This window comes from Chryseobacterium sp., from assembly GCF_045629545.1.
In the GTDB taxonomy this organism is placed as follows: Bacteria; Bacteroidota; Bacteroidia; order Flavobacteriales; family Weeksellaceae; genus Chryseobacterium.
Genome location: NZ_JAZQRK010000042.1, coordinates 115,782 through 142,305, shown reverse-complemented (window position 1 = coordinate 142,305; position 26,524 = coordinate 115,782). Strand labels below are relative to the sequence as shown.

Genomic DNA, 26,524 nt, shown 5'->3' with positions numbered 1-26,524 from the left:
CTTTGTCATTATAAAATGAAAAGGCTTTTTGGAAAAGAATACTAAACCCTCAGATTCCCTAGATATTGGAAATCAACTACTGAAATGGTACGAGAAGAACGCTAGAGAATTACCCTTTAGAACTACTAAAGATCCTTATAAAATTTGGATTTGCGAAATCGTATTTCAACAAACCAGAATTACGCAAGGACTCAACCATTACAACAATTTTATCGAACGTTTTCCTGATGTGAAAACACTTGCTAATGCAAGTGAAGATGAGGTTTTGCTGTATTGGAAAGGATTAGGGTATTATTCTAGAGCCATCAATATTCATAAGGCTGCACAGCAAATAATGAATGATTATAATGGTGTTTTCCCTTCAGATTATAATGATATATTAAGCCTAAAAGGAGTTGGGGAATATACGGCCGCTGCTGTTTATAGCATTTGTTTTGGAGGAAAAACTCCTGCTGTAGATGGTAATTTTTATCGTGTACTAAGCAGAGTTTTTGCTGATGACTACGATGTTTCTAATTCTAAAGCATTTCAATATTTTACAGAATTGGCAGAGCTTGTTTTGCCAGAAAATGTAGGGGATTTCAACCAGGCAATGATGGATCTAGGCTCAGAAATATGCAAGCCCAAAAATCCTTTGTGTGAAGAATGTCCACTGCAAAATAGTTGCCTAGCCTATTCGTTAAGCAAGCAATCTGAATTTCCTGTAAAAACCAAAAAAGTGAAAGTAGAAGATCTGCATTTATCTTACTTTTTTGTTAATTTTAATGGTCATTTTGCGATCCAACAAAGAGAAGATGATTCTATTTGGAAAAAACTATTTGAGTTTCCATGTGAAATTCCATTAGAAATGATGAATGAAAATTTTAGAATAAAAACGGTGCATCATAAGCTGACTCATAAGAATTTAACTATTGATATTACTAATGTTGCATTAGATTCTCAGTTTCTCTTAGAAGAATTTATCAAACAAAATAATTATCTGATGGTGAATTTGGATTCTTCTCATGACAAGTCGTTCCCGAAGCCATTAGAAACTTATATTCAAAAGACTTTGAAAGGCTGAAATTTGTGTCATTAACTTTAAAATGTAATTTGTATTTTTGCAAAATGATAAAAAAAGTCATTTTTATTTTCGGTACATTATCCCTTATTTCTTGTGAAAAAGAGGTTCAACCCAAACCTTATGGTGAATTAAGATTAGACTATCCAGCGCCAAAGTATCAGAAATTTGATCCTAACTGCAACTTTTCTTTTGAATTTTCTCGGTTGGCAAATATTATTGATGCCAAAAAGCCTTGTTGGTACTATCTCAACTATCCCAAAATGAAGGCGAAAATATTTTTTACTTATTATCCCATCAATAATAATTTTAAAGAACAAGTACAAGAAGTAGAAAAATTGGTCTACAAACACACCATCAAGGCGAGTTCTATAGATTCTAAATCTTTTGAATATCCTGATAAAAAAGTTTACGGAAATTTTTATGAACTGAAAGGGCAAACTGCCACCAACCTTCAGTTCTATGCTACAGATAGTACAAAACATTTTGTGAGTGCATATTTGTATTTCAACACAAGACCAAAACCCGATTCTCTAGCGCCAGCAGTAGAGTACATCAAAAAAGACTTGATGCATATGCTCGATACTTTTGAATGGAAATAAAATAAAATTTTTTAAAACCCTTTTGTAAAGAATGAATTCATATCGAAGGCATTCTTTATTAAAATAAATAATAGATAAATTACATATGAAACTTTTAGTTGTAGGAAGCGTCGCATTCGATGCTATAGAAACGCCATTTGGAAAAACAGATAAAATATTGGGTGGTGCTGCCACTTATATCGGAGTTACAGCTTCTGTAATGGGCGTAAAATCTGGAATTGTTTCTGTGGTAGGAGGAGATTTCCCACAAGAACACATAGACATGTTTACCAAAAGAGATATTAATATTGAAGGTCTTGAAGTCGTAAAAGAAGGTAAAACTTTTTTCTGGTCTGGTAAATATCATAACGACTTGAATTCTAGAGATACTTTGGCTACTGAAGTAAACGTACTAGAAAACTTCGACCCAAAAATTCCTGAGTCTATGCAAGATGCAGAAATCTTATTGTTGGGTAATCTCCACCCTGGCGTTCAGCTTTCTGTTTTAGAAAAAATGAACAATCGTCCAAAATTAGTAATCTTAGATACCATGAATTTTTGGATGGATTCTGCAATGGATATTCTAATGCAAATGATTGCTAAAACAGATGTTATCAGTATCAATGATGAGGAAGCAAGACAACTTTCTGGTGAGTATTCTCTTGTAAAAGCGGCTAAGAAAATCCACACAATGGGTCCTAAGTTTGTCATCATCAAAAAAGGGGAGCACGGAGCGATCTTGTTCCACGATAATAAAATCTTTGCTATCCCTGCGCTTCCATTAGAAGAAGTATTCGATCCTACTGGAGCTGGGGACACTTTTGCTGGCGGTTTTGCTGCTTACATGGCTAAAAAAGGGACTTTCGATTTTGAAACTATGAAGTCTGCATTAATAGTAGGTTCTGCAATGGCATCTTTCACCGTAGAGAAATTTGGGACTCAGAGAATCGAGGAAGTTACAGAAACAGATATGTTAAAAAGAATAAATGATTTCAAAGATCTGACCACTTTTGATGTAAAGCTGTAATTAATAAAGCTTTTTAAGAAATATTTATAATAAAAAATTGAGTGAAATTCGTTAAGAATTCTAAATTTGCAACTCGTTTAAATTAGTAAAATGATAAATAAATTAAAATTCGCTTTTCTATTTGGTATTTTTGCCATGTTGTTCTCAACAAATGTGAAAGCTCAATTGAAACCAGGCCAACTGATAGATGGTATTTCTGCAGTAATTGGTAACGAAATCGTTCTTGAGTCCGATGTTGTAGATCAAATGAATTTCGCAAAACAGCAAGGAACTGGAAATATCAACAAATGTGAATTTTTGGAGAACCTGATCAACAATAAGTTTCTCGTTTATGAAGCTAAGAGAGATACTCTTATTGAGAATCGTTCTGCAGCTATAAAAGAGCAAGTGAATGCCAAATACAGCCAAATGCTTACTCAGTTTCCCAGTGAACAGGAGATGTTGAAATCTTACAAATTTAGAACGGGATACGAAATGAAGAATGCTATTGAAAAGATAGATAATGATGAGTATTACGGTAAAGCAAAATATCAGCGTATTACAGAGAAGGCAGATGTTACACCAAATGAGGTTACAGATTTCTTTTCATTATACAAGGCTCAATTGCCTGAAATAAAAGACGAAATTTCTTTATCTCAGATTGTAATGAATCCTGTACTTACAGATGCTCACAAGGATGAAATCATTAACAAGCTTAAGAAGATCAAAAATGATATCATAGCTGGAGAAAGTTTTGAAAGCCAAGCGAGAATCTATTCTGAAGATCCAGGTTCTGCACCTAATGGTGGTTTGATGAAGAATATCTTCAAAGGTCAGATGGTAAAACCTTTCGAGGCAGCAGCATTAAACCTACAAGAAGATGAAATTTCTGAGCCCATAGAATCTGAATTTGGATATCACCTTATCCAACTCGTGAAAAAATCTGGTAAGGCATATGATGCAAGACACATCTTACTAATGGCTACACCTACGGATGCCGAAATGGCTACTGCTAGAAAGAAGCTAGATAGTATCAGAACTCTTATCATGACGGAAAAACTATCGTTCAAAGATGCCACTTTCAAGTATTCTGATGACAAGAGAACCAAGTTCAACGCAGGAGTTATCCCTGGAGGCGACGGTTCTAACAAGATTGAAAGAGAATCTGTACCAGGAAACATCAGCTACGAGTTAGCAGGTCTTAATAAATCTGATATAACTGTAGCATTTGATGATGTAGACGAAAGAAGCAGAAAGGTGGTAAAAATTATAAAAATTGATGATGTTATTCCTGCTCACCAAATTACTTTGGAAACAGACTACGATAGAATAAAACAAATGGCACTTCGTAAGAAACAAGGAGAAATGGTGGAAAAATTCGTTAATTCAAAATTACCTACTACATTTATCTCGATTGATAGTAGATATAACACCTGTGATTTCAAAGGAAATTGGAAACAGAAAGTAAAAAAATAATCCCATACTAAACCTTCAGAATTTATGAAGGTTTTTTTATATAAATTCACCTAGATTCTGTTTAGAATCTAGGTTTTTAGTATTTTTACATCATGAGTAATTTTATAGATTTCAGTTCAGCAAAAAAACTTCATGATATGCAAGTCAACCAAAATAAAATCAATCATTTATTCGGCATTAAATATCCGATTATTCAAGGCGGAATGATTTGGCACTCAGGTTGGAAGTTGGCTTCTGCAGTTTCTAAAGCTGGAGGCTTAGGTCTTATTGGTGCAGGAAGCATGTATCCTGATGTTTTGAGGGAGAATATACAAAAATGTAATGCGGCTACAGACAAACCCTTTGGAGTGAATGTACCTATGTTATACCCCAATATCGAGGAAATTATCAATATTATTTTGGAAGAAGGAGTAAAGATTGTTTTTACCTCTGCAGGAAATCCAAAAACGTATACAGAAATGCTTCAAAAAGAAGGATTGAAAGTAGCCCACGTAGTTTCTTCTACCAAATTTGCTATAAAATGCGAAGACGCTGGAGTAGACGCTATAGTTGCAGAAGGATTTGAAGCAGGTGGACACAATGGAAGAGACGAAACGACTACTTTTTGTTTGATTCCTAATGTAAAGCAACAAATCTCCAAACCTCTTATTGCGGCTGGTGGTATCGCATTAGGCTCTCAGATGAAGGCTGCCATGATTTTGGGTGCTGATGGAGTGCAGATTGGAAGTCGTTTTGCTGCAACTACAGAAGCAAGTGCTCATGACAATTGGAAAAACCATATTCTTGGTCTTAATGAAGGAGATACCCATCTTACTTTAAAAGAATTGGCGCCAGTAAGATTGGTGAAGAACAAATTTTTCAATGATTTGGAAGAAATTTATAATGGTGGAAGAGAAGCAGATTCTCTGAAAAATGCCTTGGGAAGAGGAAGATCCAAAAAAGGAATGTTTGAGGGAGATTTGGAAGAAGGCGAACTAGAAATTGGACAAGTTTCTGCTTTAATTAAAGAAATTCTCCCTGTAGAAAGAGTTTTCAAAAATTTATTGGCAGAATTTGAAGCGGCAAAAAATCCTCAATTTTAATTTATTTCTCAGTTGTCAAATCAAATTATCGAAGTCAATCACCAAAAGATTTATTTCGAATATCAATATTCTGATAAGCATCGTGCATCACTTGTATTTTTGCACGATTCTCTTGTATCCACGGAGCTTTGGAGAGATTTTCCGCAAAAGCTATCTCAAGCTTTACAATGTAATGTATTGGTTTACGATCGTATAGGGTACGGAAAGTCTGATGCGATGAAAACCCATATAAGATCTCAAAATTATATGGAGTTGGAAGCGGATATACTTAATGAAATTTTATCTCAACTCAATGTTCAGAAACCAATACTTTTCGGACATAGCGATGGTGGAACAATTGCATTAATTACTGCAGCAAAATATCCCAAATCTATTGAAGCAGTAATCTGTGAAGCAGGACATATTTTCGTAGAAGAGGTAACATTAAAAGGGGTTACAGATGCTCTTCACGCTTACCAAACTACCAATTTGCCCCAAAGGTTGTCAAAATATCATGGTAATAAAGTAGAAATGCTCTTCAAAGCTTGGACGGAAATTTGGCTTAAAGATGATTTCAAATCTTGGAATATAGAATATCTTTTACCTAAAATTACTTGCCCATTGTTGTTTATTCAGGGAGAAGATGATGAATACGGAACTTTGGACCAAGTGGACAAAACAATTTCAAAAGTGTCTGGTAACAAGGATAAATTTATCATACCCAACGTAGGACACACGCCACATAAGGAAGTTCCAGAGTTGGTTTTAGAAAAAACAATTTCGTTTGTTACTTCTCTTTCCACCGATTAGTCCCTTTTAAGCTCATGAAATGAATTGGTTGTTGGAATTATCTTTATAATTAAAAATCGCAGATTTACACTATTCTGGTTTCTTTTAGCTTAGAAAAAGAATCTTAGGAAATGCAAAAAGAGTCTTCGTTGAAGTTGTAGGGCTCAAATCTGAGGTGTAGAGAGTGAAATTTCAGATTTCATAGACTCAAATATAAAGCATAAAGGGTGAAATTGGTTTAATTTTTAGAATGAAAGGCTCAAATTTGATGATTAAGGAGTCAAATTATATTTTATTTGAATCAAATTTTCGTCTAAGAGGGTGTTTTTTCAGGCAAAATTATTCGAATTATAATAATTTTAGTTCTCTTTCAATATTTTCTCTTGCCAAAAGTTCGTATTTCTCTCTAAAAAAATCAGTTTTGTATATAAAATTGTGTTCCAAAAGCACTAAAAGGACTTTTTCGCGTGCAGGATTGTACAAGAAATTGGGGTAGATAGAATACTCTTTTCTAATTTTTTTAATGTAATCATTATACATATTTTCCTCTTTACCCAGCACAGATAAATCGGCATCTAGAAGGTAATTGGTATCTAGGTCGGCAGTATGTAAATGTTTTTTTGTGGCTAAAATTTGCTGTTGTACCTTATTTATTTGGCCTTTGGAAACCCCAATTTTTTTTAAACTTTCGTTTGCCCAATCTGAACTTTTTTCTTCATTCAATTTGGAAAAAGTATGATACACAATATCATGATAATATATTGAAAATAGTACCGTATCAATGTTTTTCAGTTGACTTTTGACATCGTCAATCTCTTTACACATATATTCTAGATGCTCTAGATTGTGGTAAAATCTTCCTTTTTTAGAGTATTGATTTTCTATCTCATTCCACGACTGCAAGATTAAATCTAAGTCTGAAGAATAAGCATCGCAAAGTGTGAAAAACCGATCTTTAAGATTCATTATGTTACACTTAAAAATAAAAAGAAGGAACTTAAAAAGTTCCTTCTTTTGCGTCCAAATGTGCTTTCAATTCTGCCCATCCGCCACCGTTGTAGCCTTCTTTCAGCCCTTGAGAGGTCAAAAATTCTAATGCCTTACCACTTCTGTTACCACTTCTGCAGAACAAAATCACGGGTTTATCCACAGATAATATTTCTTCTTTTCTATCTTCCACTTCACCCAAAGGGATATTTACGGCAGCTTGAATGTTACCATCCATTTCCAATTCCATTGGCTCGCGAACGTCTATTAATTGGTAATTGCCTGATTTTAATACTTCTGCTAATGACATAATTTTATTTTTTAATTAAATTAAATAGTTTTCGGCGCCGAATTATTTTATTCTATTCGTGCTGAACAAATTTATAAAATAATCTTAGTTTTGCAAGGTAAAATTATGAATACAATTCCCAGAAAATATTCTCAAATCATCAAAAAGAAAGCTCAAAACTTTGGTTTCTTAGATTGTGGTATTTCCAAAGCCGAATTTTTGGAAGAGGAAGCTCCTCATTTGGAATCTTGGCTAAAAAATAATTACCATGGCGAGATGCAATATATGGAAAATAATTTCGACAAAAGGCTAGATCCACGTCTGCTAGTAGAAGGTTGCCAATCTGTAATTTCTCTTTCCTATAACTACTTTCCGGAAGAAGAAATAAATACCTTAGATAATTTTAAAATATCAAAATACGCGTACGCTCAAGATTATCATGAAGTGATAAAAGAGATATTGCGAAATCTTGTGGAAGAATTGCAAACGGAAATAGGAGAATTTGATTTTCGTGTATTCGTAGATTCTGCGCCCGTTTTAGAAAGAAGTTGGGCAAAGAAGTCGGGGATTGGTTGGGTTGGCAAAAATGCCAATCTGATTACCAAACAAAGCGGTTCATTTTATTTTTTGGCAGAAATCATTTGCGATTTAAAACTAGAGTACGATCATCCAATAACCGACCATTGTGGTAATTGTACAAGATGTATTGATGCTTGTCCTACACAAGCCATTGTTTCAGACAAAATAATAGATGGGAGCAAGTGTATTTCTTATGCAACGATAGAGTTGAAGAATGAGATTCCAGATCATTTTAAAAACAAAATGGAAGATTGGATGTTTGGATGCGATATTTGTCAGGATGTTTGCCCTTGGAATCGGTTTTCTGTTCCTCACAAACAGGAAAAATTTAAGCCAAATAATGCATTGAAAAATTTTACCAAAACAGAATGGAAAGATTTAACCCAAGAAATATTCTCCGAAATATTTTATAAATCTCCCGTAAAACGTACAAAATTTGCAGGATTGCAACGAAATATCAAATTTTTGGAAGATGGATATTAAGGCTTAAACCAATCTTCTAAAGGAATAATTGTATAAGTAAATACCTTATCTTTATGCTCCAAATGGTTAATGAAAAGATTCCCTTTTTCATCTGCCAAAAAACTAAAACCCACTGCATCGTCACTATCAGTTGAAAAGGTAGAGTCTCGCTCCTTCCGATATAATTTTATAAAATAATAAGGATGAGTTGGATTTGGTCTCGTAATAATTTCGAAAACCAAATCAGTACCTTCTGAGATATTCATTTGATTAATTCTTTTTGAATATTTTTGGAGCATATTCAAAATTTTCATCTCATAATCTGTGTATACGCGTTGATAGGGAATAAATCTTCCACCTTCAACGGCATAATCTTTCGGGTGATTTTTCTTTTTGTTAGTTTGTATCTCTTTACCCAGACGATCTACATATCCAAACGTTTTAGCACCAACCAAAGGAGGATGTTCAGAGTCCTTCGAGCGATCAAAATAACAACCATTACAATAGTAACTAAAGCCAAAGTTTTGAAAAGATAGATAATCATATTTCGCTGCAATAAGGATATTTCCATCGGGATCTGCTAATCCTACTTTCCCATTTTTATCTTTATAACGCAAGCTTCTTTCCCTCTCATAGTCTGGACCATTGTCATACATATAGGCATCAAATAGATAATTGCCTTCTCTATCTACATAGTAGTTTTCCCAATTTTTTGCATCTGCAATATAGATGATATTATCTTTTATTTCTTCTTTATCATTATACGTGATAAGCGTGGTAAAAGGAGGAACAATCTCTATATTATTCTCATTAATCACGGAAAATGTACTGTCATTTATCTTTTTATACAGCAACTTTTGTCTTTGGGAAAATAGGTTGCTTCCCAATAATAAAAGTGACAGAAATATAATTTTCATCGGTGAATTTTATTTCAATTTACTATAAATAATTTACGTACTAGTGAAATTATTTTAAATAAACTCAATTTTCACTAAAAATAGGTATGTTTAGTGTACTGTTCATCATTTTTCAACTAAAACTAATATATTTACCAATTAAGAAAATATACAAATGACAGCAAAAAAATTACTATTTATAATTCTAAAAGGACTCGGAATTGTATTAGGAATCATCTTATTATATGGTCTGATGGGGTATATATTACCCTTTATCGAGGTTTCTGCAAAAGATGATGGTGAGAAAAAAGAAATTCCAATTTATATCTATACCAACGGTGTGCATACGGATATTGTAATGCCAATAAATTCTGAAATTAAAGATTGGTCTGCCCATATTTTATTTGCTAATACAGTTTCCAAGAAAACAGATTTCACTTATGTTGGAGTAGGCTGGGGCGACAAGGGATTTTATCTAGATACCCCAACTTGGGCTGATTTGAAAGTATCTACAGCAATTAAGGCTGCTTTTTGGATGAGTGAATCTGCAATGCATTGTACCTTTTTTAAAACCATGACGGAAGCAAAAGATTGCAAAAAAATAATGATCAGTAAAAAGCAATATGCAAAATTGGTGCAATTTGTAGATGATAAATTTGATAAAGATTCTTCTGGAAATTATAAAATGATTCCTACCAAAGCGGTCTACGGAACTAATGATACCTTCTATGATGCGCAAGGAAGCTATAGCTTATTTTATACCTGCAATACTTGGGCGAATGACGCTTTAAAAGCGGCAGACCAAAAGGCAGCTTGGTGGACGCCAACAGATTACGGAATATTTTTGCATTATCAATAACTCAATTAAAAAAGATTTAGTCTAACAACTCAATGAGGTGGGTTCAGAATCGACTGTAGGAAAATCATTCTGCGACAGGAGGTCGAGATAAATCATAAAAAAAGTCCGTTGTCACAAGTAGTTGTGAGACGGACTCTTTTTTTTTATGTTAAAAAGTCTTGTTACTTTACAAGTATATTATTCGTCATCGTGGTATGATTGATGAGATCTCCTTTTTCGTCACGTATTTCTATTTCCGACACGTGCATTGTTTTTCCTTTTCTAATAAAACGTGCAGTTCCCGTTACCAATCCTTCTTTTTTGCTTTTTAAATGATTAGAATTAATATTGGTCCCTACACCATAATATTTATCATTATCAATAAAAATATTGGATAAACAAGATCCTAGAGTTTCTGCAAGTACACAACTGGCGCCACCGTGCAAAATACCAAATGGCTGATGTACTTTGGGCTGCACTGGCATTGTTGCAGACAAAGTTTGGTTTTCTTGATCTACGTCTGTGAAAACTATTTCAATAGTTTTGGCAAGTGTTTCTGTACCCCAATTATTCAAAAAATATAAAATTTCTTCTCTCGTTCCTTTCATAATTAATGCAATTCAAAAAATCTAGTTATACGTTCTTGTTAGAGTCAGTTCCCATAATATCAGGATTCCAATTGGCAGGGACTTTTGGTTGAATATCATTTTTAATATAATAATCTTGTATCTCTTGCATAATTTCAGAGAAGGGTAGTGAAGCTATCTTTTCGTATGGGATGGTGTATGCCAAACAAACTCTCTTTCTTTTGTAATCTCCTGCAGCCAATACAATAGGCACTTTTGCAGCCAAAGCCATATGGTAAAATCCTTTTCTCCATTTTGGAACCCAACTTCTTGTACCTTCTGGAGTAATAACCAAACTGAAATCGTCTTTTTTGAATTCATTTGCCACAAAGTTCACCAAATCATTTTTTTGGCTTCTGTCTATTCCTATCCCGCCCAAACCACGTACTATAGCTCCGTACCAAGCTTTTGTATGGGCATCTTTGATGATAATTTTTAATGGTTTTTCTAACGACCAATAGGCTAGATTTCCCAATATGTATTCAGAATTGTGGGTATGAGGTGCAACTACGAGTACGCATCTATTCAAAACATTAACGTCACCTTGCAAAACGACCTTCCATCCTACAAGTTTTAATATTAATTTGCCTATTATTTTTTTCATGGATTTTTCATTTTAAAACAAAAAAGTATAACCAAACAATGGTTATACTTTACAAATATATCGAAATATTGTGGCTCTTAAAATAAACGGCTAATTAAATCAGCTATTTTTACTGCAATTTCTACAACTACTTGTACCATGATTTGATGTTTTTTGTGTTTGGATTTAAATTTTTTACGAATATAAGATTTTTACGGGAAATAAGTCGTCATATCTTTATATTTTTATCATATTAATTGAGAGTAAAAGACTGTGGTTTTAATGTAAATGCATTCTACCACAGCTTTCAACACTCTCATAGTCATTGTTATTTCGTTTGGATAGACACTTCTTTGTCTCCATTTTTGATTTTTATATCCACATTCTCAGCTTTCTTTAGTGATGATTTCATTGAATCTATCACCGAATTGGTTGCTGATTTTGGATATTTTTTACCATTGATGATAATACTATCTTTGTTATCAGAGTCATATTCTATAGAAGTACCGTTAATAATAACCTTATCGTTCGAGTTATTATCCTCGCGGTTATTGTCGTCATCAATATTCATTGCATCTTTATTCATTGATAATACAACCGTATTTTTTGGAACAACCAATTCATATGAAACTCTGAAATCTCTGAAACGTTGCTCATAAGGATACTTTATATAATTTGGCAAAATGACTTTATTATTTACAATCTCCACTGGCACATTAATGTTTAGTGGAATATTATAACCTTTTGCGTTTTTTTTAATAATTAAATAAGGTGATTTGATGTTGGCTTTTCTGTTTACTTCTACATCAATCCAGTCTTTTTTAAAAACATATTGTTTGTCAGAGAAAAGATCATCATCATATGCAGTAAAGTTTTGTGGGATTGCCACTTTTTTCACATCTACATAGATGCTATCAGATTGTGTAGGAATCATTACTTCTTCAGCGTCGTCTTTGTGACCTTTCACTAGCATATCTTGTTTGGCCATATTCAGTCCGAAATAAGAACCTAAAGCAATAAGTGCTAAGAATAATGCTCCCAAAACCCAACCTGTATTTCTAAGTTTAGTTTTTGGCGAAAAAATCTTAATACTAAGTAATGTGAAGATGAGGGCAGGAATTAAACTTCCAATAATCATCAAAGCTGTAATCACTTTGTCCATCCCATTCTCTTCGAAGTAAAATCTAATCTGGTTGGCCCCTTCAAAATCGGTATTCATCCCAAACAATCCAATGATAAAGAATATTCCTACGATGCTTCCCACCGCCATTAGGGCAAAGAATGCACCAATTATATATTTCAAAACATTCCAAATTCCGCTTCCTGCGTTGTTGATATACGGTTTGTTTTCTACATAAATTTCGCCTACTCTTTGGGTAGATTCATTAGCAAACTGTACCAGTTTATTAGATTCATTTTTCAGATTATCAAAATTCATGGGTTTGCCTTTCATTTTCAAAAAATCGGCTGCAGATTCTGCTTTCGGAAGCACAATCCATAGGATAATATATAGTAAAACAATTACCCATGCACTTGCTGCCGCTGGTATCAGTATTAAAAAAACAATTGCCCAAATAGCTCTCATTGCTGTAATATCCATCCCAACGTAATGTGCTAGACCTGCACAAACTCCAGCTATTTTCTGTCTTTCTGGATCGCGGAATAATTGTTTTTTATCCGTTTGCGAAGATGAATAAGTATTATTGCTCTTGGTATTTTTTTCAGAATAGTAAGCTTCCTCTTGCTCTTCAATTTTTTCTGGCGTTCCTATCTGTGCAATTACTCTTTCTACATCGCCATCATTTATCACTTCTCTTTTTCCCAAAGATTCTTTGAATATTTCTACCATTCTTATTTCGATATCGTGCATTACTTCATCAGCTTCTTCTCTGTCTAGAGAGCTTCTAAGAGCATCAAGATAATCGCTCAGTTTTATATATGCATGTTCTTCAATGGTGAAAGAAAAACCTGCGAGTCCTATAGAGAGTGTTTTGTTCATGGTGTGATATTTATTGGTGGTTGGTAATTTGATTTACAGATTCTGTAAGTTCCTTCCATGTTGTTTGGAGTTCTTTTAGAAATAAACTTCCTTTTTCTGTAGTTTGATAATACTTTCTAGGTGGTCCTCCTGTGGATTCTTCCCATCGATAAGAAAGAAATTCTGCGTTCTTCAATCGAGTCAAAAGAGGGTAGAGTGTGCCTTCTACCACGTCTAGTTTTCCTTTTTTAAGTTCATCTATCAAATCCGATACATACATTTCTCGGTGATGAATGAGGCTTAAAATGCAGAATTCTAGAATCCCTTTTCGCATCTGCGCTTTGGTATTTTCAGTATTCATCTTTTTTTACATTTTTTTAAATTTTAGGCAACATCAAAAGTCTTATTCTCTAGCTAGTAGAACTACTCTTATTTTATATTACAAAGATATGTAATAAATATGGTAATATGCAATACAAAGTAGTGTTATTTATTTTTAAATTTAACTAGAGCATTGATAATCAAATAATTAATTTTTAGTGTAAAATTTAATATGCTTCTTATTTCCTTTATTAAACTTAAAATTTGGGCACGTTTTCAATCTGTATTCTTATTTTTGCAACAGAGTTTTCTATAATGAAGCTCCACTTTGACAATGAAAATAAGTAAAGAAATAGAATTTATCATCGCCGTAGATGCCCTGAAGAATGTAAATCGTAGAAACTATAATGCCGATGATAGCAGAAGAGAGAATACTGCAGAACATTCTTGGCAAATCATTATTTTGGCACAGATTCTCTATCCTTATGCAAAAAATAAAGAAAACGTAGATTTACTTCGTGTCATAAGAATGCTTTCCATACATGACTTGGTAGAAATAGAAGCGGGTGATACTTTCCTTTTTGATGAGGTAGGGATGATAGGAAAATTCGAGAGAGAAAAGAAATCTGCACAGAATATATTCGGGAAGCTAAACGAACCACTTCGTTCAGACTTTTACAATTTATGGTTGGAATTTGAAGAAGAATCTACCCCAGATGCTATTTTTGCTTGTGCCATAGATCGTATAATGCCATTTATTCTCAATTCTAAAACATCAGGAAAAAGCTGGACGGAAGCTGGCGTTACGGAAAAGCAGATAAGAAATATGCTAGAAAATGCTATTACAAGAGCATCAGATGAAATGGGAGAAGCTTTCAGGTTGTTATTAGACGAAAACATTTTTAATGGTAAAGTAGCACCATAATACAATTTCGGGCGACCCATTGGGCCGCCCGAATAGGTTTACAATTAGCATTAGTTATAAAACTGGTATTGGTGCTTTATGTTCGTCTATTGCTACAAATGTAAAATCTCCGACAATTGCTTTTTCTCTTTCATAGGAATACATTTGTTCTGTGTAGATCTCTACATTTACCTTCAAACTTGTTTTACCTACATATGAAACTTTACCAACTAATTCTACAATAGTTCCTGCCGGAATTGGTTTCTTGAAATCTATCTTGTCACTACTCACCGTTACTACACGTTTTCTTGCAAATCTTGTTGCGGTGATGAAAGCAACCTCGTCCATCAACTGCATTGCAGTACCGCCAAATAAAGTGTCGTAGTGGTTGGTCGTATTAGGAAAAACCGCTTTAAAGATTCTTGTTTCGGAGGTCTGAATTCTTTCTTCTGTTGTCATATTTCATTATTAAATTATAGCGAAATAAAGCATCTTGAGACAATAGGAAATAGGAAGAATACAAGATTCTTGAAATAGGCCATCGGGTCAAAAAAACTTCAAATCGCGAAAGTTTTCGTTATAAGAAATAGAAAGGTGACCTGACTTTTAGCTTCTACAATACTATTGTTAACAGTACAATGCAAAATCTATTTACAGTTGCGCGACAGTACGTGATTTTCACACGTTTCCCTACAATTTATGTTTTACAAATTACTACTTCGAAACGGAAAATGAATTACATTTTCCGAGTGCAATAATACGCATTAATCTTGGATTAAAACGCTTTATTCAGGGTTATTTAGTAGAATTTGGCTTATTACTTTACCCTCTTTGATGGCCCAAAGTGAGGTATATCTGTTTTCACCACTACCATTAATCATAAAGAGATAGATATGATCTTCATCAATAGAGGTTACTCCAATATTTTCAAAGTTCATCGTGGGCTGAAACATATTTTTTATAGCTTCTCTCACAAACACAGAACCTCTACCAGGTTGCTGTACTCTTATAGATTTTATTTCTGTCATACCTTCAGGCATTTCGTTTTTTATGCCCCAAGGTTTTATTTTATCAATGGTGATAAAATTGCCTTCTGCATCTTTCACTTGCTTTCTGAAACCCGCATTAGAAGGGTATATGTCTATTACAACTTTCGTCCTTTGTGCCGTAGGAATCTTTGGATTGTTATTATCAGTAAAGATTAAAGATTTACCATTTTTAGATTTAGAAGGAGTAAATGCAGGCAGTTGATCAATAAAGGCAATACGATCTTTGTTTACCATGCCTTCTTTATTTAGGCTATCATAACGGACGAATGGTTTTTCTACCTCAGCTTTCTCGGGATACATAATCCACAACCATTCGGTTTCGCCTGGCGCGGGCTTCACATACACAAAGACATCACCTTTTTTCATACGTACTTTATCGATGATTTTTCTGTAATCGTCCTTGTGTACACGCACATTAGCATAGCGATCATCTGCCTTTACAACTGCGAAGGGCACTTTCTTTTGAGCATTTATTATAGCTAAAGAACAAAAACCAAATAAAGAAAAATAGATTGCTTTGATTTTGAAAGTCATTTTAGAGATAGATTTATTAGCGTCAAAGATATAAATTAAATTTTTTTATAAGTTTGTTCATTTTTTTTAAAGGAAATTGGTAATAATTATGTGAGTTCATATTATTTGTAATTTACATAATCCTTAAATTAATTTCAAACATTGGTAATACTCTTTTGGCTGTTTTAATTCAATAGTTATGATTGTAAAGCTTTTTCATTCCAGTTTTAGAATTTATCCAAATATAATATTCAATTAATGAGGTTTCTTGAATAAATTCTATTTTGTAATATATGCATTGAGTGTTCTCGTTAGGAAAAAAAACCAATCAGGATAATGGTATTTTTTGTAATATTTCAATAATATACTTAAATTCTGAATTATATATATTTTTTTAATGTTAAGTTAGAGATCTTGGATATTTATACTATTTAATACGCAAGAATCGCATATAATTGTCAAGACATCCGATATCCATCTTTATCATATAAAACCCAATTTTTCCCCTTAAATTTCTTCAATGGATTTGGGTGGGTGAATCCAAATTGATCTTGTAATGACGAGGTAAGTTCTTCTCTCACTCTCTCTCTCTCCAGACTTGTATGTTTCTCCGCAACAATTTAATACAAACACTATAATAAGTAACACTAAAATGTGAATGACATTTTTATTATCTTTCATTTATTTTAGTGTTAATTGGTAAAAGATTTATCATTGGAAAGAATTCTTTAAGTAGAAATTCCAAGATTAATATTATGATGCAAATACTTTTTCTATTTTATTAAATTAGTAAAATAATTAATATGAAAAATAAAATTGCATATAATTGTCTATAAATGTTTAATTTGACTTTTATCTAATTAACTAATCAATATCGGATTATTTCTTTCTTCGTCATCTCTATTATCATGAATTTTTTTTAAATTGTAGAAACATCTGTTTTATATTGTGCTAAAATACATTATATTAAAGAACGATCCTCAAAACTTCATTTTTAAAAATTAAAGTAATAATCAATTACGCTAACATTTTCCTGAAATTTATTTTTTTCTAATAGAAGAGTTAACATATACTTTTGCAATTCTGCCTGATTTTCAGTTTTGTCTCTCGCGATAAATCCATTTTTTACATTTTTACCATCGTAGATCATAAAATTACAACCCATACCGTCAATATATTTTCCTTCTATTCTTTTGTAATCATCATTTTTCAAGATGTTTATTAATTTATTTAAATTTTCAATATCATTTAAACTTAAATCAGCAACGAATGGTATCATAGGCTTTCTTGGTTCATAAAACGGTTTAGTTATTCCATTTTTTGATGGCGGCGGCGGTGGTTCTTCTATAAACTCATATATATTTCTAAATATTAATTGTCGAGTAGAAAAATCAATGATAACTTCAGAATTCTGTTCAAGTGCAGGTTGAAAAAGAAAGGTCATTAACTTTGTTTGATTTCCATTTTCAGACTTTACTTCTCTTATTTCGGTATGCTTAGGAAGATCATTTTTAGTACACGATTGTAAAAGACAAACGATAGTTGCCAATTTAATTATTCCGATTTCTAAAAATTTAATCCTCATTATTTTAATTTTCGTTCCGATAAATATTTAAACTAGAAAATTTTTTTTCAACATTTGAATATACTAAAAATATAATGCCAGTTGTTGGTTGATAACTAGTAATTTACAATTTTTCAGTTTTCAATTATATCAAAAATTTTGTTAATAGAGAATTGTTGTTCTCGTCAACTTCAGTTTATAATGGAAAAGTATTTTAGCCAAAAATAAATTAGTAAAATGAAGAACATTATTCTACTTTCTATCTTAACTGCATTTTTGTCGTGCAATGACGAGGTAAGTTCTCTAGAGAACTCAGATACCAATTATTCTAAACTTCCTCAAGAATTTCCATTTACCACTTTGGCAACCCTTAATGGAGTAGATTTAATCTACGGCGGTTTTGGTTCGGGTGCTTCTGCTCATCCTACTAGAAAAGGGGAGTTCTATGTAATTACAGATCGTGGTCCTAATATAGATTATCTTGCTGGTAAAAAGTTTTTGGCGCCTACTTTTACCCCAACAATTATGCATTTTAGCATCAATAAAGATGGAAAAATAGAAGTTTTAAATAGGATTAAACTTAAAAATCCTTCTGGACAATTCATAACAGGATTGCCCAATCCTATTGGTATGGGAAGTACAGGTGAAATTGCTTATGATCAAAATGGAGTGGTTTTGGGAACAGATAATTACGGATTGGATAGTGAAAGTATTGTAGCAGCATCTGATGGTACTTTTTGGGTATCGGATGAATACGGACCTCACATCGTTCATTATAGTGCTACAGGAACCGAATTGGAAAGAATTAGTCCGATTGGTGTAAATACTGGAAATAGAAAACTGCCTGCTGTTTTTGCCAAACGAAGACCCAACAGAGGAATGGAAAGTCTTTGTATGACGCCCGACGGAAAAACTTTGGTAGGAGCAATACAATCTATGATGTTTGTCCCTTCCAAAGCATTAGCTACTAACAAAACCCTGATAAGAATGATCACTTTTGATATTGCTACAGGAAAAACCAAACAATTTTTGTATCAACAAGACGGCGGAGAATCTGATTCGGTTTGCGATATTACAGCCATTAGCAGCACAGAGTTTTTGGTAATAGAAAGAGATGGGAATTTCGGTTCTCTGGGTGGAATAAAAAAAGTATACAAAGTGAATATTGCTGATGCTACTGATGTTACTGGAACAGATTTGGCGGCAGTAGATGGATTGAAAATAAACGGAAAATCGCTAGAACAATCTACTTGGGATGAGATTTCTGCTGCAGGCATCAAAAAGGTATCGAAGCAATTGGCAGTAAATCTGGTTACAAAATTGGGCTACGAACATGATAAATTTGAAGGCTTAGTGTATTTGGGGAATAATAAAATTGCCGTTTTCAATGATGATGATTTTGGAGTAACTGATGATGGTAATGGAAATGTGAAAGCCAAAAAGCTTCCTACCACAGGGAAAGTGGATAAAGGAACAATGTATGTAGTGGATATACAATAATATTAATTCAAATATTTTATTTAAATCTAAAAAGAAATCATTTTAAAGTTTGGCTTAAAAGTTAAAATAACGTTAAGTTCTTCTTAAATCCTCTTATGGCATTATTTTTCCATTCTTATTTTTTTATCAAATTATGTCAATATGTCAAAGAAAATAGCAATTTTAGCAACACATGGTTTTGAAGAAAGTGAACTAAAATCGCCGAAAGAATATATAGAAAAGAGAGGTTGGAAAGCAGATATTATTAGTCCAAAAAGAGGAACAATAAGATCTTGGGCAAAAACAGATTGGGGACCAGATTATAAAGTAGATAAAGCCATCAGTGAAGCTAGAGTAGCGCATTATGATGGACTAATTTTGCCAGGAGGCGTACTGAATCCTGATGAACTGAGAACCAACCAAGAAGCAATACAGTTGGTAAAAGATTTCTTCACGAAGGGAAAACCAATTGCAGCCATTTGTCATGGACCTCAAATAATGATTAATGCAGGAATTGTGATGGATGTAAAGATGACTTCTGTAGCTTCCATCAGTCAAGACTTAAAAAATGCGGGTGCATATTGGCAAGACAGTGAGGTTGTGGTAGACGATCATATCATCACAAGCCGTACGCCAAAAGATCTTCCTGCTTTTAATAAAAAAATAGGAGAAATATTTTAGATTTATATTTTAAAGAATAAAAAAAACAGCGCTTTTGTACTTGTACAAAAGCGCTGTTTATATATAATTTGATAATAATTAAGCGTTAAAGCCTTCGATAATTTTAGAAAAATCTTCCAATTTTAAAGCAGCTCCACCAATTAATCCACCATCAATATCAGGCTGAGAGAAAATCTCTTTTGCATTGTCTGGTTTCACAGATCCACCGTACAAAATTGAAATTTCGTCTGCTACATCTTGTCCGTATTTTGCAGCAATAATATTTCTAATGTGCGCGTGTATTTCTTGTGCTTGTTCAGGTGTTGCAGTTTCGCCAGTACCAATTGCCCAAACAGGTTCGTAAGCAATCACTACTTTTTTTATCTCATCAGCAGTTAGCGTAAACAAAGCTGTTTCAGTTTGTGTTTTCACTACATCAAAGTGCTGACCTGCTTTTCTTTGCTCTAATGTTTCACCATTACAATACACAGGAATTAATCCTTTATCCAAAGCCAATTTCACTTTTACATTGCATTGTGCATCAGTTTCGTTGTGGTATTGTCTTCTTTCAGAATGTCCGATAAGAGAACCTTTCGCATCAATAGATTGTAGCATATCTGCAGAGATTTCTCCTGTATAAGCACCACTTTCGTACGCACTCATATCTTGTGAGAAAACACCTACTTGTCCTTTATCAAAAACATCTTTCGCCATTGTAAGGTACAATGCTGGCGGTGCAATCCAAACCTCACAGTTAGTTGCATTATTGTTTTTGTAGCGTAATAACTGGATCATCAATTGTTGAGCATCCGTTACATTTTTGTTCATTTTCCAGTTTCCGGCAACGATTTTTTTTCTCATAGTTTTATTTTATATTCCAAAGGTTTTTCAATAGTTTGTAGAAAGTGTGTTCCTCATCTGTTACTACGTTATCTGCTTTAATCAATGTCTTTGCAAATTTTATAAAGCTGTTTCGTTCCTTTTCTGTAGAGTCCTCAAAGAAACATCTTGCATGAAACTCGAAGTGATCTTTCCATTCTTCAGGTTGAAGTAGGGCGATGGCTTCAAGTTCATTATCAAGATTCATTTTAAATGGAAATTCTTCTGCCAAATATTGTTGTACGAGCATCCCTTCTTCCGGTGCAAATTCTCCATCTACGGATGAAAGAATCATTAATAAATGATAACCTGCAATAGGTTTGTTAGATTTTTGCATTTTAATAGATTTATTTTTAATTAAAATTGAATGTATACTATTTCACTTTTACTTGATGTATTCTTTGGCAGGTATTTTTTCTACAATAACGCCATTTTCCAAGATGAGTACAAAGGGGTTACTTCTTGCAATGGTTTTAATTGCAGTGCCATCCATCATCAAATTATCGAGTGTAGAAAACATTTTCGGGTCTATAGAAATTCCAGCCCAAATGCCTTTCTCTGTTTTTACTTTTTCTTCCACCTTGTCTTGCAAACCTTTGCTTACTTCTTTTGGATGATAAGAGAACACCAATACCGCTCTTGGAGCTTTTAGATAAGTTTCTGTAACTTCATTTCCGTTGGTATCTTCCAGTTTAAACTTGGTAATTTCAGATTTATATCCTTGTTTTACCAATTTAGATTCGTTTTTACCTTCTTCAATTTTCCAAGGCGAACCTTCTTCCCAATACTGAGTTTGGTTAATGTAATCATCTTGGTTTACTGTAAGAATTTCACCCGTTTTGCTGTTTTTAAGCGAATAAAAAGTTTTATATTCAGATGGGAATTTATTTATTTTACCTTTCTCTGCTACTAGATTGGTTCCAACTTTATAATCTCTAAAATCGATCATTGGTTCATAAGTAATCCCTCTAAGCATTACCAAAATCATTAAGATAGAAAAAACAGAGAATGCAATGATACTCGCTTTATTGGTTTTATGTTCTTTATTTTTAAATTCATTTCGATACAAAATAAAAAGAATAATTAATCCGAATAAAAGTACAATATCTTTGATGAAACTTTGCCAAGGCGTGAATTTGATGGCATCGCCAAAACATCCACAATCGGTTACAACATTATAAAATGCTGAGTAAAAGGTAAGAAATCCGAAAAATACACACAGCGCAATCAGTGAAGAAAGGGTAAACTTTAGTTTTAATTTAAGCAAAAGCATAAAGCCCAAAAAGAGCTCCAAAACAACCACAATTACGGAAAACAGCAAAGCATATTTTTCTAAAAATGGCATATTAAACACTGATGGCGCAAAATATTCTTCCATTTTAAAGGAAAAACCTACCAAATCTACTGCTTTTACAAATCCCGAAAGGATGAAAATAATTGCTATAGCAAAACGAAGTATACCTTTTATCATATGATTTTTTTTTGTTGTTAAATCCTTATTTCTCCGAATATTTAATTAAGCAAAATACGGCATAATTCAGCATATCGAAATAGTTGGCTTCCAATCCTTCAGAGACTATAGTTTTTCCCATATTGTCTTCAATTTGTTTGGTTCTAAGCACTTTTTGGTAAATCAAATCGGTTATAGAAGAGATTCTCATATCGCGCCAAGCTTCGCCGTAATCATGGTTTTTTTTCTCCATTAGATCTTGCGCAGCTTTTGCATATTTGTCGTAAAGTGCCAAAATCTCCACATTATCTTCATTGAAATCATTAGAAAGACCTTTTTCTAGCTGTATCAAGCCAATAATAGAGTAGTTGACGATGGCTACAAATTCTCCTTCCTCACTTTCATCTATCATTTTCACGTCTGTCATCTGCAATGTTCTTATTCTATTGACTTTGATGTATATCTGGTCTGTAATAGAACTCGGTCTTAGCACGCGCCATGCAGGTCCATAATCTTGCATTTTATTTTTGAAAAGATTGCGACAGTCGCTAATTACGCTTTCAAATTGTATTGTAGTACTCACTTTATTTAGTCTTAATCTTTCAAAGATAATAAAAACTCTGCGAAATGCGAAGATGACATAAGTTTGGTCTTTCCACGATTATTGTTACTACTTTTTATTTAATTTCTGGTTAAACTAAATCCGGCAATATCATTTTCAAATCTTCAAGTAAGATTGTACCTTTGTTTGATGGATAACTTCTCTATCAATTGCAACGGCAAACTTGTGAATTTGGATACTCCCAAAATAATGGGAATCCTGAATCTTACACCCGATTCTTTTTCGGATGGTGGACAATTTAATTCTGAAAAAGCTGCGCTACAAAAAGCCGAAAAGTTATTAAAAGAAGGTGCGAGTATTATTGATATTGGACCACAATCTACACGTCCGAATGCCAACTATTTATCCTCTGAAGAGGAGATTTCAAGAATTGAATATTTGATTTCGAGTATTAAAAAAGAATTGCCAGAAGCCCTAATTTCGTTGGATACTTTTTATGCAGAAACGGTGAAATTTGGCTTTAATGAAGGAATAGATATCGTAAATGATATTTCTGGTGGACAATTTGATGCTCAGATGTTAAATGCTGTTGCGGAAGCACAATTGCCTTATGTTTTGATGCACATTAATCCTTCTTATCAATCCATGCACGATAAAGTGAAGTTCGAGGATATTACAGTAGATATCAACCAATATTTTTCAAAAAAGACCAACGAACTTTTAGAAAAAGGAATTAAGGATATTATTTTGGATCCAGGTTTTGGATTTGGAAAATCTGTGGAAGATCAGATAAAAATGATAGAAGAAGTAGGATTTTTAGGATTTGGGAAATTCCCTTTGTTGATAGGTATTTCTAGAAAATCTTTTATTTATAAACCTTTAGGCAAATCACCTTTAGACATCAACGAGGAAACTCAAAAATTGCATCTAAAAGTATTGAAACAAGGTGCTAAAATTTTGCGTGTACACGATGTAAAGGAAGCTAAGAGTACGATAGATCTATTTCTTGAGCAAAAAAAAATTAGCGGTTAAACTAATTTCTTTCTGCTAATTTATCTGCAAATTCTTTGGAGAATTGTTTTCTATCTTCTTCCATTTTTTCTAGAGTTGAAGGCAAAATATAGTTGAAAAGTACCGTTTGGTCTTCATTCAAAAATACAATATCTTTCTCTTCTCCATCTATCATTTGTGCGAAAATTTCCCACATTGGTGTATCTTTTAGCCTTAATAATTCAAAGAATTGCTCTGCTTTAATCTCAATTTTTTTCATTGTTCTTTAAAATATAGTTGTTTTATGACTTTTTTAAGGTCTTTGTTATCAATGTGCAAAGATGATTTTTATTTTTAAAATTCTAGCAATTTCAACTTAAATTGTATGGCAAAATTTTGTTTAAAATTCGGAGTTGTGTAATATCCAATTCTATAAAATAAGCCTAAATTGAAATAAGAAGATAAAAAATTGTTGTATTCTAGCCCAACTTCTTGGTAGAGATGATCTAGCTTTTGAAATTGGAAATCGTGATATTCTGGATGTTTCATATTCCCGATAGTTCCTCTTAGTACAAAATCTAAACTCGAAACATTCTGACCAAAACTCTTGAAATACCAAGGCAATTTGTGCGTTAGATAATAGGCTGCAAAGCGATCATTATAAAATTTTCCGCCTTCTAGAGTTGCAAATCCCAAAAACGAAGTAAGGTTAAAGTTAATATCTTTTCCTGGAGACGCCAAACCATTCATCGTGAAATGCTTCCAAATAGGCGCTTCACCCAAAAGCAAACCTCCGTACAATCTCACGCCTGTAGTTCCCAACATGGTTTTGAAATTGTGAATGAACAGAGCATCAAAACGTGTATAATTAAAATCTCCACTAAAAGCTTTGAAACTTTGTTCGTAGTTGAAATAAAGTTCGGGATATCTTTGTTCAACAATAGATTTTCCTTGTGGCGTCATAATATTGGTAGAGTTGGGCGAATATTTCAGCGTAAACAACGTATTGAAGTTTTCAAATACAGAACCACCATTTCGGAAATCATAATCGAATTTGGCTTCTTCAAAATTTCTTCTCGCAGCCACAGCTACCGTCAAACCATTGGTAACATCGTTCAGATAAGAAAGAGATGCGCCACGATAATGGTAATATTTGTCGTTATTGATGTTGTTTCCATAGTTCATCATTCGCATTTTAAAGTTCCAAAGTCTGCGATAAAATTCACCAGAAGAGTTTACATCATCGTCATATTCTATTCGGAAATAGGCATTTTTGTCTAATGTAGTTTTTATATCGAGACCAATTCCGTATTTAAGCTTATCATCTCTGAAACCGTAGGCAAAATAGTAATCTGGAGAAAAATAAGGATTGAAATTTTCGTTCACTTTACCTTTTAATCCTATACGAAAACCTTCATAAGAATTGAAGTTCACTACATCACCAATATCAAAATCAACACTTCCCATTCTTACCTGTCCGTTGATCAACCCTGTGAGGATTCGAGCTTTTCTATCGATATTGTATTTTTTTCCGAGACTATCTATCGTGGTATAAGTGTTTTTTTCTCTTTCGGAAAGTGGATCTGTTCTATAATAATCTAGTGATTTTCCGTTGGCATTTTTCACGGTAAAAGTGTACCCTTTGAAGTCTTTGGGATTTTTTTTTATGGGAGATTGATAATCGAAATATTTAACATTTAAGAAAGCGTATGTTCCAAAACTTTGTTTGTTTTTCTTTTTGTTTTCGCCAGTTTTTTCCTCAAGATCATTGCCTTCCATCTTCATTCTGCTCATTCTGAGCTTCATTTTTTCTTCAGACAAAAACCATTTATGATCAAACAAAACCCAAGTACTCGTAATATTACCTTCTTCTTTGTTTTTGCTAATGCTTTCTATTTTTTTGATGCCATACGTTTCTGTATCGATGTAGAGATAACCACTAAATTTCCTTTTTTTTGCTGTTTTTTTATAGCTTACTTCTCGAAATCTAATCACATAGTTTTGTCTGCCATCGATATTGATGGTGTCTGTAAGGTAAAAACGATATAGACCTCTATTTTCTTGCTTTATTTGGTTCGGAATTTTGTTCCTATTTCCTTGCATAGCAATTAGTTCATAGATTGGCTGTTTCAAACCAGAAATTCTGTTGTCTAGAATATTTACTTTTTCGCCATAGTTTTTGGAATACAAATATTCTTGCGCTCTTTCCCAAAGGAATAATTTGCTTTTAGCAAAAAGTTTACGCGCCGAAACATCATTCAATGAGTCTTTTATTTGTTTCTTTTTAAATAAATTATATTCATAATTAAAAAAACTTCTGAACGCCGAAATACTATCTTCATCAATATCTAGAGATACTTTTTCGTAAGATTTATAGGCATAAGAATCTAAACTTTGAGGAGAATTTTGCTTGAATAATTTTTCTACCTTTCTCAAGATTTCCAAGGCTTTCGGATCTGTTTTATCTTGTAGAATAACGGTTTCTATAGATTTGGCTTTGGAAGTAGTGTTGATCAAAGAAACATGCATTTGTTTTTCCACTATTGCAGATTCTCGGTAGAAATTTTCAGCTACAATTTGTACAGATTTACACTTAGATTTGAAATCTAATATTCCATTTTTATCCGTTTCGCCAATAATTTTACCGTTACATTGTACCTTAGCTTTATCAATGGGAAGTTTGCTCGTTTCATCTATTACTGTAATTCTTGATTGTGAATAACCAAAAATAGAGATGAGAAAAATTGCGAACAAAAAAACCGTTTTCATAATATAATACTACCCCAAAATTACAGATATTTCTTGTATGTATAAAGCTTTTGTGACTTCAATAATAATGTGTTTTTTAGATTGTTAGGATAATGAGGTAATTGTACTTCAAAATGAAAAATCTGTGTTATTGTTTTGTGGTAATATCAGAGATTAGCCCATTTAATTATTAA

28 protein-coding genes and 1 riboswitch are annotated in these 26,524 nt (G+C 33.0%); of the genes, 12 read left to right on the top strand and 16 right to left on the bottom strand.

All coding sequences use genetic code 11. The features are described 5' to 3' along the window. Positions 1-28 precede the first annotated feature (28 nt). From mutY to ACKI42_RS10160, 6 genes are all read left to right on the top strand, one after another. On the top strand, positions 29-1,063 hold the full coding sequence (gene mutY, locus ACKI42_RS10185; protein ID WP_407405043.1) for an A/G-specific adenine glycosylase: 1,035 nt from the start codon (positions 29-31) through the stop codon (positions 1,061-1,063). A 44-nt stretch (positions 1,064-1,107) separates the two neighbouring features. Then, complete coding sequence (gldD, locus tag ACKI42_RS10180; protein WP_407405041.1) at positions 1,108-1,662, top strand: gliding motility lipoprotein GldD; 555 nt, start codon at positions 1,108-1,110, stop codon at positions 1,660-1,662. A gap of 85 nt (positions 1,663-1,747) precedes the next feature. Next, complete coding sequence (locus ACKI42_RS10175) at positions 1,748-2,668, top strand: PfkB family carbohydrate kinase (protein WP_407405039.1); 921 nt, start codon at positions 1,748-1,750, stop codon at positions 2,666-2,668. A 90-nt stretch (positions 2,669-2,758) separates the two neighbouring features. Beyond that, positions 2,759-4,123 (top strand): peptidylprolyl isomerase, encoded by a 1,365-nt coding sequence (locus ACKI42_RS10170; protein ID WP_407405037.1) that lies wholly within the window; start codon positions 2,759-2,761, stop codon positions 4,121-4,123. Between the two features lie 92 nt (positions 4,124-4,215). Then, positions 4,216-5,205, top strand: a complete 990-nt coding sequence (locus ACKI42_RS10165; RefSeq protein WP_407405035.1) for an NAD(P)H-dependent flavin oxidoreductase — start codon at positions 4,216-4,218, stop codon at positions 5,203-5,205. 12 nt (positions 5,206-5,217) lie between these two features. Then, entirely contained in the window at positions 5,218-5,994 is a 777-nt protein-coding gene (locus ACKI42_RS10160; RefSeq protein ID WP_407405033.1) for an alpha/beta fold hydrolase, read from the top strand. Between the two features lie 327 nt (positions 5,995-6,321). Here ACKI42_RS10160 and ACKI42_RS10155 read toward each other — a convergent pair whose 3' ends face one another. Together ACKI42_RS10155 and ACKI42_RS10150 are read right to left on the bottom strand one after the other, a co-directional pair. Next, positions 6,322-6,939 (bottom strand): hypothetical protein, encoded by a 618-nt coding sequence (locus ACKI42_RS10155; RefSeq protein ID WP_407405031.1) that lies wholly within the window; start codon positions 6,937-6,939, stop codon positions 6,322-6,324. Positions 6,940-6,970: 31 nt separating this feature from the next. Next, a complete protein-coding gene (locus ACKI42_RS10150) occupies positions 6,971-7,270 on the bottom strand; it encodes a rhodanese-like domain-containing protein (protein WP_407405029.1) in 300 nt (99 codons plus the stop codon). Positions 7,271-7,375: 105 nt separating this feature from the next. Between ACKI42_RS10150 and queG the strand changes: the two genes are divergently transcribed. Next, positions 7,376-8,311: a tRNA epoxyqueuosine(34) reductase QueG gene (gene queG / locus ACKI42_RS10145; protein ID WP_407405027.1), complete on the top strand. Its 936-nt coding sequence runs from the start codon at positions 7,376-7,378 to the stop codon at positions 8,309-8,311. On the opposite strand, the gene ACKI42_RS10140 is transcribed toward queG, so the two are convergent. Next, positions 8,308-9,207 (bottom strand): hypothetical protein, encoded by a 900-nt coding sequence (locus tag ACKI42_RS10140; RefSeq protein WP_407405025.1) that lies wholly within the window; start codon positions 9,205-9,207, stop codon positions 8,308-8,310. The genes queG and ACKI42_RS10140 overlap by 4 nt on opposite strands. A 154-nt stretch (positions 9,208-9,361) precedes the next feature. Between ACKI42_RS10140 and ACKI42_RS10135 the strand changes: the two genes are divergently transcribed. Further along, a complete protein-coding gene (locus ACKI42_RS10135) occupies positions 9,362-10,045 on the top strand; it encodes a TIGR02117 family protein (RefSeq protein WP_407405023.1) in 684 nt (227 codons plus the stop codon). Between the two features lie 161 nt (positions 10,046-10,206). Here the strand turns inward: ACKI42_RS10135 and ACKI42_RS10130 are convergent, their stop codons facing one another. The 4 genes from ACKI42_RS10130 to ACKI42_RS10115 all read right to left on the bottom strand — a co-directional run bounded on the left by ACKI42_RS10130 (position 10,207) and on the right by ACKI42_RS10115 (position 13,572). Then, positions 10,207-10,632, bottom strand: coding sequence for a PaaI family thioesterase (locus ACKI42_RS10130; protein WP_407405021.1), 426 nt, complete (start codon positions 10,630-10,632; stop codon positions 10,207-10,209). A 25-nt stretch (positions 10,633-10,657) separates the two neighbouring features. Continuing rightward, the gene (locus ACKI42_RS10125) at positions 10,658-11,254 is read right to left on the bottom strand and encodes a 1-acyl-sn-glycerol-3-phosphate acyltransferase (protein ID WP_407405019.1); all 597 of its coding nucleotides are present in this window, start codon (positions 11,252-11,254) and stop codon (positions 10,658-10,660) included. Between the two features lie 307 nt (positions 11,255-11,561). Further along, positions 11,562-13,232, bottom strand: coding sequence for a PspC domain-containing protein (locus ACKI42_RS10120; RefSeq protein WP_407405017.1), 1,671 nt, complete (start codon positions 13,230-13,232; stop codon positions 11,562-11,564). Between the two features lie 10 nt (positions 13,233-13,242). Then, positions 13,243-13,572 carry a PadR family transcriptional regulator gene (locus tag ACKI42_RS10115; protein ID WP_407405015.1) on the bottom strand — a complete coding sequence of 110 codons (330 nt, stop codon included), beginning with the start codon at positions 13,570-13,572 and terminating at the stop codon, positions 13,243-13,245. 294 nt (positions 13,573-13,866) lie between these two features. On the opposite strand from ACKI42_RS10115, the gene ACKI42_RS10110 reads away from it, so the two are divergent. Continuing rightward, on the top strand, positions 13,867-14,457 hold the full coding sequence (locus ACKI42_RS10110; RefSeq protein ID WP_407405013.1) for an HD family hydrolase: 591 nt from the start codon (positions 13,867-13,869) through the stop codon (positions 14,455-14,457). A 54-nt stretch (positions 14,458-14,511) separates the two neighbouring features. Here the strand turns inward: ACKI42_RS10110 and ACKI42_RS10105 are convergent, their stop codons facing one another. The 3 genes from ACKI42_RS10105 to ACKI42_RS10095 form a co-directional block, all read right to left on the bottom strand. After that, positions 14,512-14,895: an acyl-CoA thioesterase gene (locus ACKI42_RS10105; protein WP_407405011.1), complete on the bottom strand. Its 384-nt coding sequence runs from the start codon at positions 14,893-14,895 to the stop codon at positions 14,512-14,514. Positions 14,896-15,007: 112 nt separating this feature from the next. Continuing rightward, positions 15,008-15,169: riboswitch (cobalamin riboswitch) on the bottom strand. Positions 15,170-15,221: 52 nt separating this feature from the next. Continuing rightward, positions 15,222-16,019, bottom strand: coding sequence for a hypothetical protein (locus ACKI42_RS10100; RefSeq protein WP_407405009.1), 798 nt, complete (start codon positions 16,017-16,019; stop codon positions 15,222-15,224). A 973-nt stretch (positions 16,020-16,992) separates the two neighbouring features. Then, complete coding sequence (locus ACKI42_RS10095; protein WP_407405007.1) at positions 16,993-17,583, bottom strand: hypothetical protein; 591 nt, start codon at positions 17,581-17,583, stop codon at positions 16,993-16,995. A gap of 216 nt (positions 17,584-17,799) precedes the next feature. Between ACKI42_RS10095 and ACKI42_RS10090 the strand changes: the two genes are divergently transcribed. Together ACKI42_RS10090 and ACKI42_RS10085 are read left to right on the top strand one after the other, a co-directional pair. Beyond that, entirely contained in the window at positions 17,800-19,062 is a 1,263-nt protein-coding gene (locus ACKI42_RS10090) for an esterase-like activity of phytase family protein (protein ID WP_407405005.1), read from the top strand. 141 nt (positions 19,063-19,203) lie between these two features. Beyond that, on the top strand, positions 19,204-19,722 hold the full coding sequence (locus ACKI42_RS10085) for a type 1 glutamine amidotransferase domain-containing protein (RefSeq protein ID WP_407405003.1): 519 nt from the start codon (positions 19,204-19,206) through the stop codon (positions 19,720-19,722). Positions 19,723-19,800: 78 nt separating this feature from the next. Here the strand turns inward: ACKI42_RS10085 and tpiA are convergent, their stop codons facing one another. The 4 genes from tpiA to ACKI42_RS10065 are packed head-to-tail and all read right to left on the bottom strand — an operon-like array spanning position 19,801 to position 22,550. Then, positions 19,801-20,562, bottom strand: a complete 762-nt coding sequence (tpiA, locus tag ACKI42_RS10080; protein ID WP_407405001.1) for a triose-phosphate isomerase — start codon at positions 20,560-20,562, stop codon at positions 19,801-19,803. A 4-nt stretch (positions 20,563-20,566) separates the two neighbouring features. Beyond that, positions 20,567-20,917 carry a TerB family tellurite resistance protein gene (locus tag ACKI42_RS10075; RefSeq protein WP_407404999.1) on the bottom strand — a complete coding sequence of 117 codons (351 nt, stop codon included), beginning with the start codon at positions 20,915-20,917 and terminating at the stop codon, positions 20,567-20,569. A gap of 48 nt (positions 20,918-20,965) precedes the next feature. Further along, positions 20,966-22,051 (bottom strand): BT_3928 family protein, encoded by a 1,086-nt coding sequence (locus ACKI42_RS10070; protein WP_407404998.1) that lies wholly within the window; start codon positions 22,049-22,051, stop codon positions 20,966-20,968. Positions 22,052-22,076: 25 nt separating this feature from the next. Beyond that, positions 22,077-22,550 (bottom strand): DUF1599 domain-containing protein, encoded by a 474-nt coding sequence (locus ACKI42_RS10065; protein WP_407404996.1) that lies wholly within the window; start codon positions 22,548-22,550, stop codon positions 22,077-22,079. A gap of 231 nt (positions 22,551-22,781) precedes the next feature. Between ACKI42_RS10065 and folP the strand changes: the two genes are divergently transcribed. Further along, positions 22,782-23,624, top strand: a complete 843-nt coding sequence (gene folP, locus ACKI42_RS10060; protein WP_407404994.1) for a dihydropteroate synthase — start codon at positions 22,782-22,784, stop codon at positions 23,622-23,624. A 1-nt stretch (position 23,625) separates the two neighbouring features. Here folP and ACKI42_RS10055 read toward each other — a convergent pair whose 3' ends face one another. Both ACKI42_RS10055 and ACKI42_RS10050 read right to left on the bottom strand, forming a co-directional pair. Next, positions 23,626-23,862, bottom strand: a complete 237-nt coding sequence (locus tag ACKI42_RS10055) for a hypothetical protein (RefSeq protein WP_407404992.1) — start codon at positions 23,860-23,862, stop codon at positions 23,626-23,628. Positions 23,863-23,936: 74 nt separating this feature from the next. Next, positions 23,937-26,336 (bottom strand): DUF5686 family protein, encoded by a 2,400-nt coding sequence (locus ACKI42_RS10050; RefSeq protein WP_407404991.1) that lies wholly within the window; start codon positions 26,334-26,336, stop codon positions 23,937-23,939. Positions 26,337-26,524: the final 188 nt, after the last annotated feature.

Coding starts and splice junctions, on each gene's coding strand:
- gldD (WP_407405041.1), top strand. CDS start 1,108: ATGATAAAAAAAGTCATTTTTATTTTCGGTACATTATCCCTTATTTCT.
- ACKI42_RS10135 (WP_407405023.1), top strand. CDS start 9,362: ATGACAGCAAAAAAATTACTATTTATAATTCTAAAAGGACTCGGAATT.
- ACKI42_RS10100 (WP_407405009.1), bottom strand. CDS start 16,019: ATGACTTTCAAAATCAAAGCAATCTATTTTTCTTTATTTGGTTTTTGT.
- ACKI42_RS10055 (WP_407404992.1), bottom strand. CDS start 23,862: ATGAAAAAAATTGAGATTAAAGCAGAGCAATTCTTTGAATTATTAAGG.
- ACKI42_RS10110 (WP_407405013.1), top strand. CDS start 13,867: ATGAAAATAAGTAAAGAAATAGAATTTATCATCGCCGTAGATGCCCTG.
- ACKI42_RS10090 (WP_407405005.1), top strand. CDS start 17,800: ATGAAGAACATTATTCTACTTTCTATCTTAACTGCATTTTTGTCGTGC.
- ACKI42_RS10155 (WP_407405031.1), bottom strand. CDS start 6,939: ATGAATCTTAAAGATCGGTTTTTCACACTTTGCGATGCTTATTCTTCA.
- ACKI42_RS10095 (WP_407405007.1), bottom strand. CDS start 17,583: ATGAGGATTAAATTTTTAGAAATCGGAATAATTAAATTGGCAACTATC.
- ACKI42_RS10125 (WP_407405019.1), bottom strand. CDS start 11,254: ATGAAAAAAATAATAGGCAAATTAATATTAAAACTTGTAGGATGGAAG.
- ACKI42_RS10140 (WP_407405025.1), bottom strand. CDS start 9,207: ATGAAAATTATATTTCTGTCACTTTTATTATTGGGAAGCAACCTATTT.
- queG (WP_407405027.1), top strand. CDS start 7,376: ATGAATACAATTCCCAGAAAATATTCTCAAATCATCAAAAAGAAAGCT.
- ACKI42_RS10075 (WP_407404999.1), bottom strand. CDS start 20,917: ATGCAAAAATCTAACAAACCTATTGCAGGTTATCATTTATTAATGATT.
- ACKI42_RS10120 (WP_407405017.1), bottom strand. CDS start 13,232: ATGAACAAAACACTCTCTATAGGACTCGCAGGTTTTTCTTTCACCATT.
- ACKI42_RS10130 (WP_407405021.1), bottom strand. CDS start 10,632: ATGAAAGGAACGAGAGAAGAAATTTTATATTTTTTGAATAATTGGGGT.
- ACKI42_RS10105 (WP_407405011.1), bottom strand. CDS start 14,895: ATGACAACAGAAGAAAGAATTCAGACCTCCGAAACAAGAATCTTTAAA.
- ACKI42_RS10170 (WP_407405037.1), top strand. CDS start 2,759: ATGATAAATAAATTAAAATTCGCTTTTCTATTTGGTATTTTTGCCATG.
- ACKI42_RS10065 (WP_407404996.1), bottom strand. CDS start 22,550: ATGCAAGATTATGGACCTGCATGGCGCGTGCTAAGACCGAGTTCTATT.
- tpiA (WP_407405001.1), bottom strand. CDS start 20,562: ATGAGAAAAAAAATCGTTGCCGGAAACTGGAAAATGAACAAAAATGTA.
- ACKI42_RS10150 (WP_407405029.1), bottom strand. CDS start 7,270: ATGTCATTAGCAGAAGTATTAAAATCAGGCAATTACCAATTAATAGAC.
- ACKI42_RS10165 (WP_407405035.1), top strand. CDS start 4,216: ATGAGTAATTTTATAGATTTCAGTTCAGCAAAAAAACTTCATGATATG.
- folP (WP_407404994.1), top strand. CDS start 22,782: ATGGATAACTTCTCTATCAATTGCAACGGCAAACTTGTGAATTTGGAT.
- ACKI42_RS10175 (WP_407405039.1), top strand. CDS start 1,748: ATGAAACTTTTAGTTGTAGGAAGCGTCGCATTCGATGCTATAGAAACG.
- ACKI42_RS10070 (WP_407404998.1), bottom strand. CDS start 22,051: ATGATAAAAGGTATACTTCGTTTTGCTATAGCAATTATTTTCATCCTT.
- ACKI42_RS10115 (WP_407405015.1), bottom strand. CDS start 13,572: ATGAATACTGAAAATACCAAAGCGCAGATGCGAAAAGGGATTCTAGAA.
- ACKI42_RS10085 (WP_407405003.1), top strand. CDS start 19,204: ATGTCAAAGAAAATAGCAATTTTAGCAACACATGGTTTTGAAGAAAGT.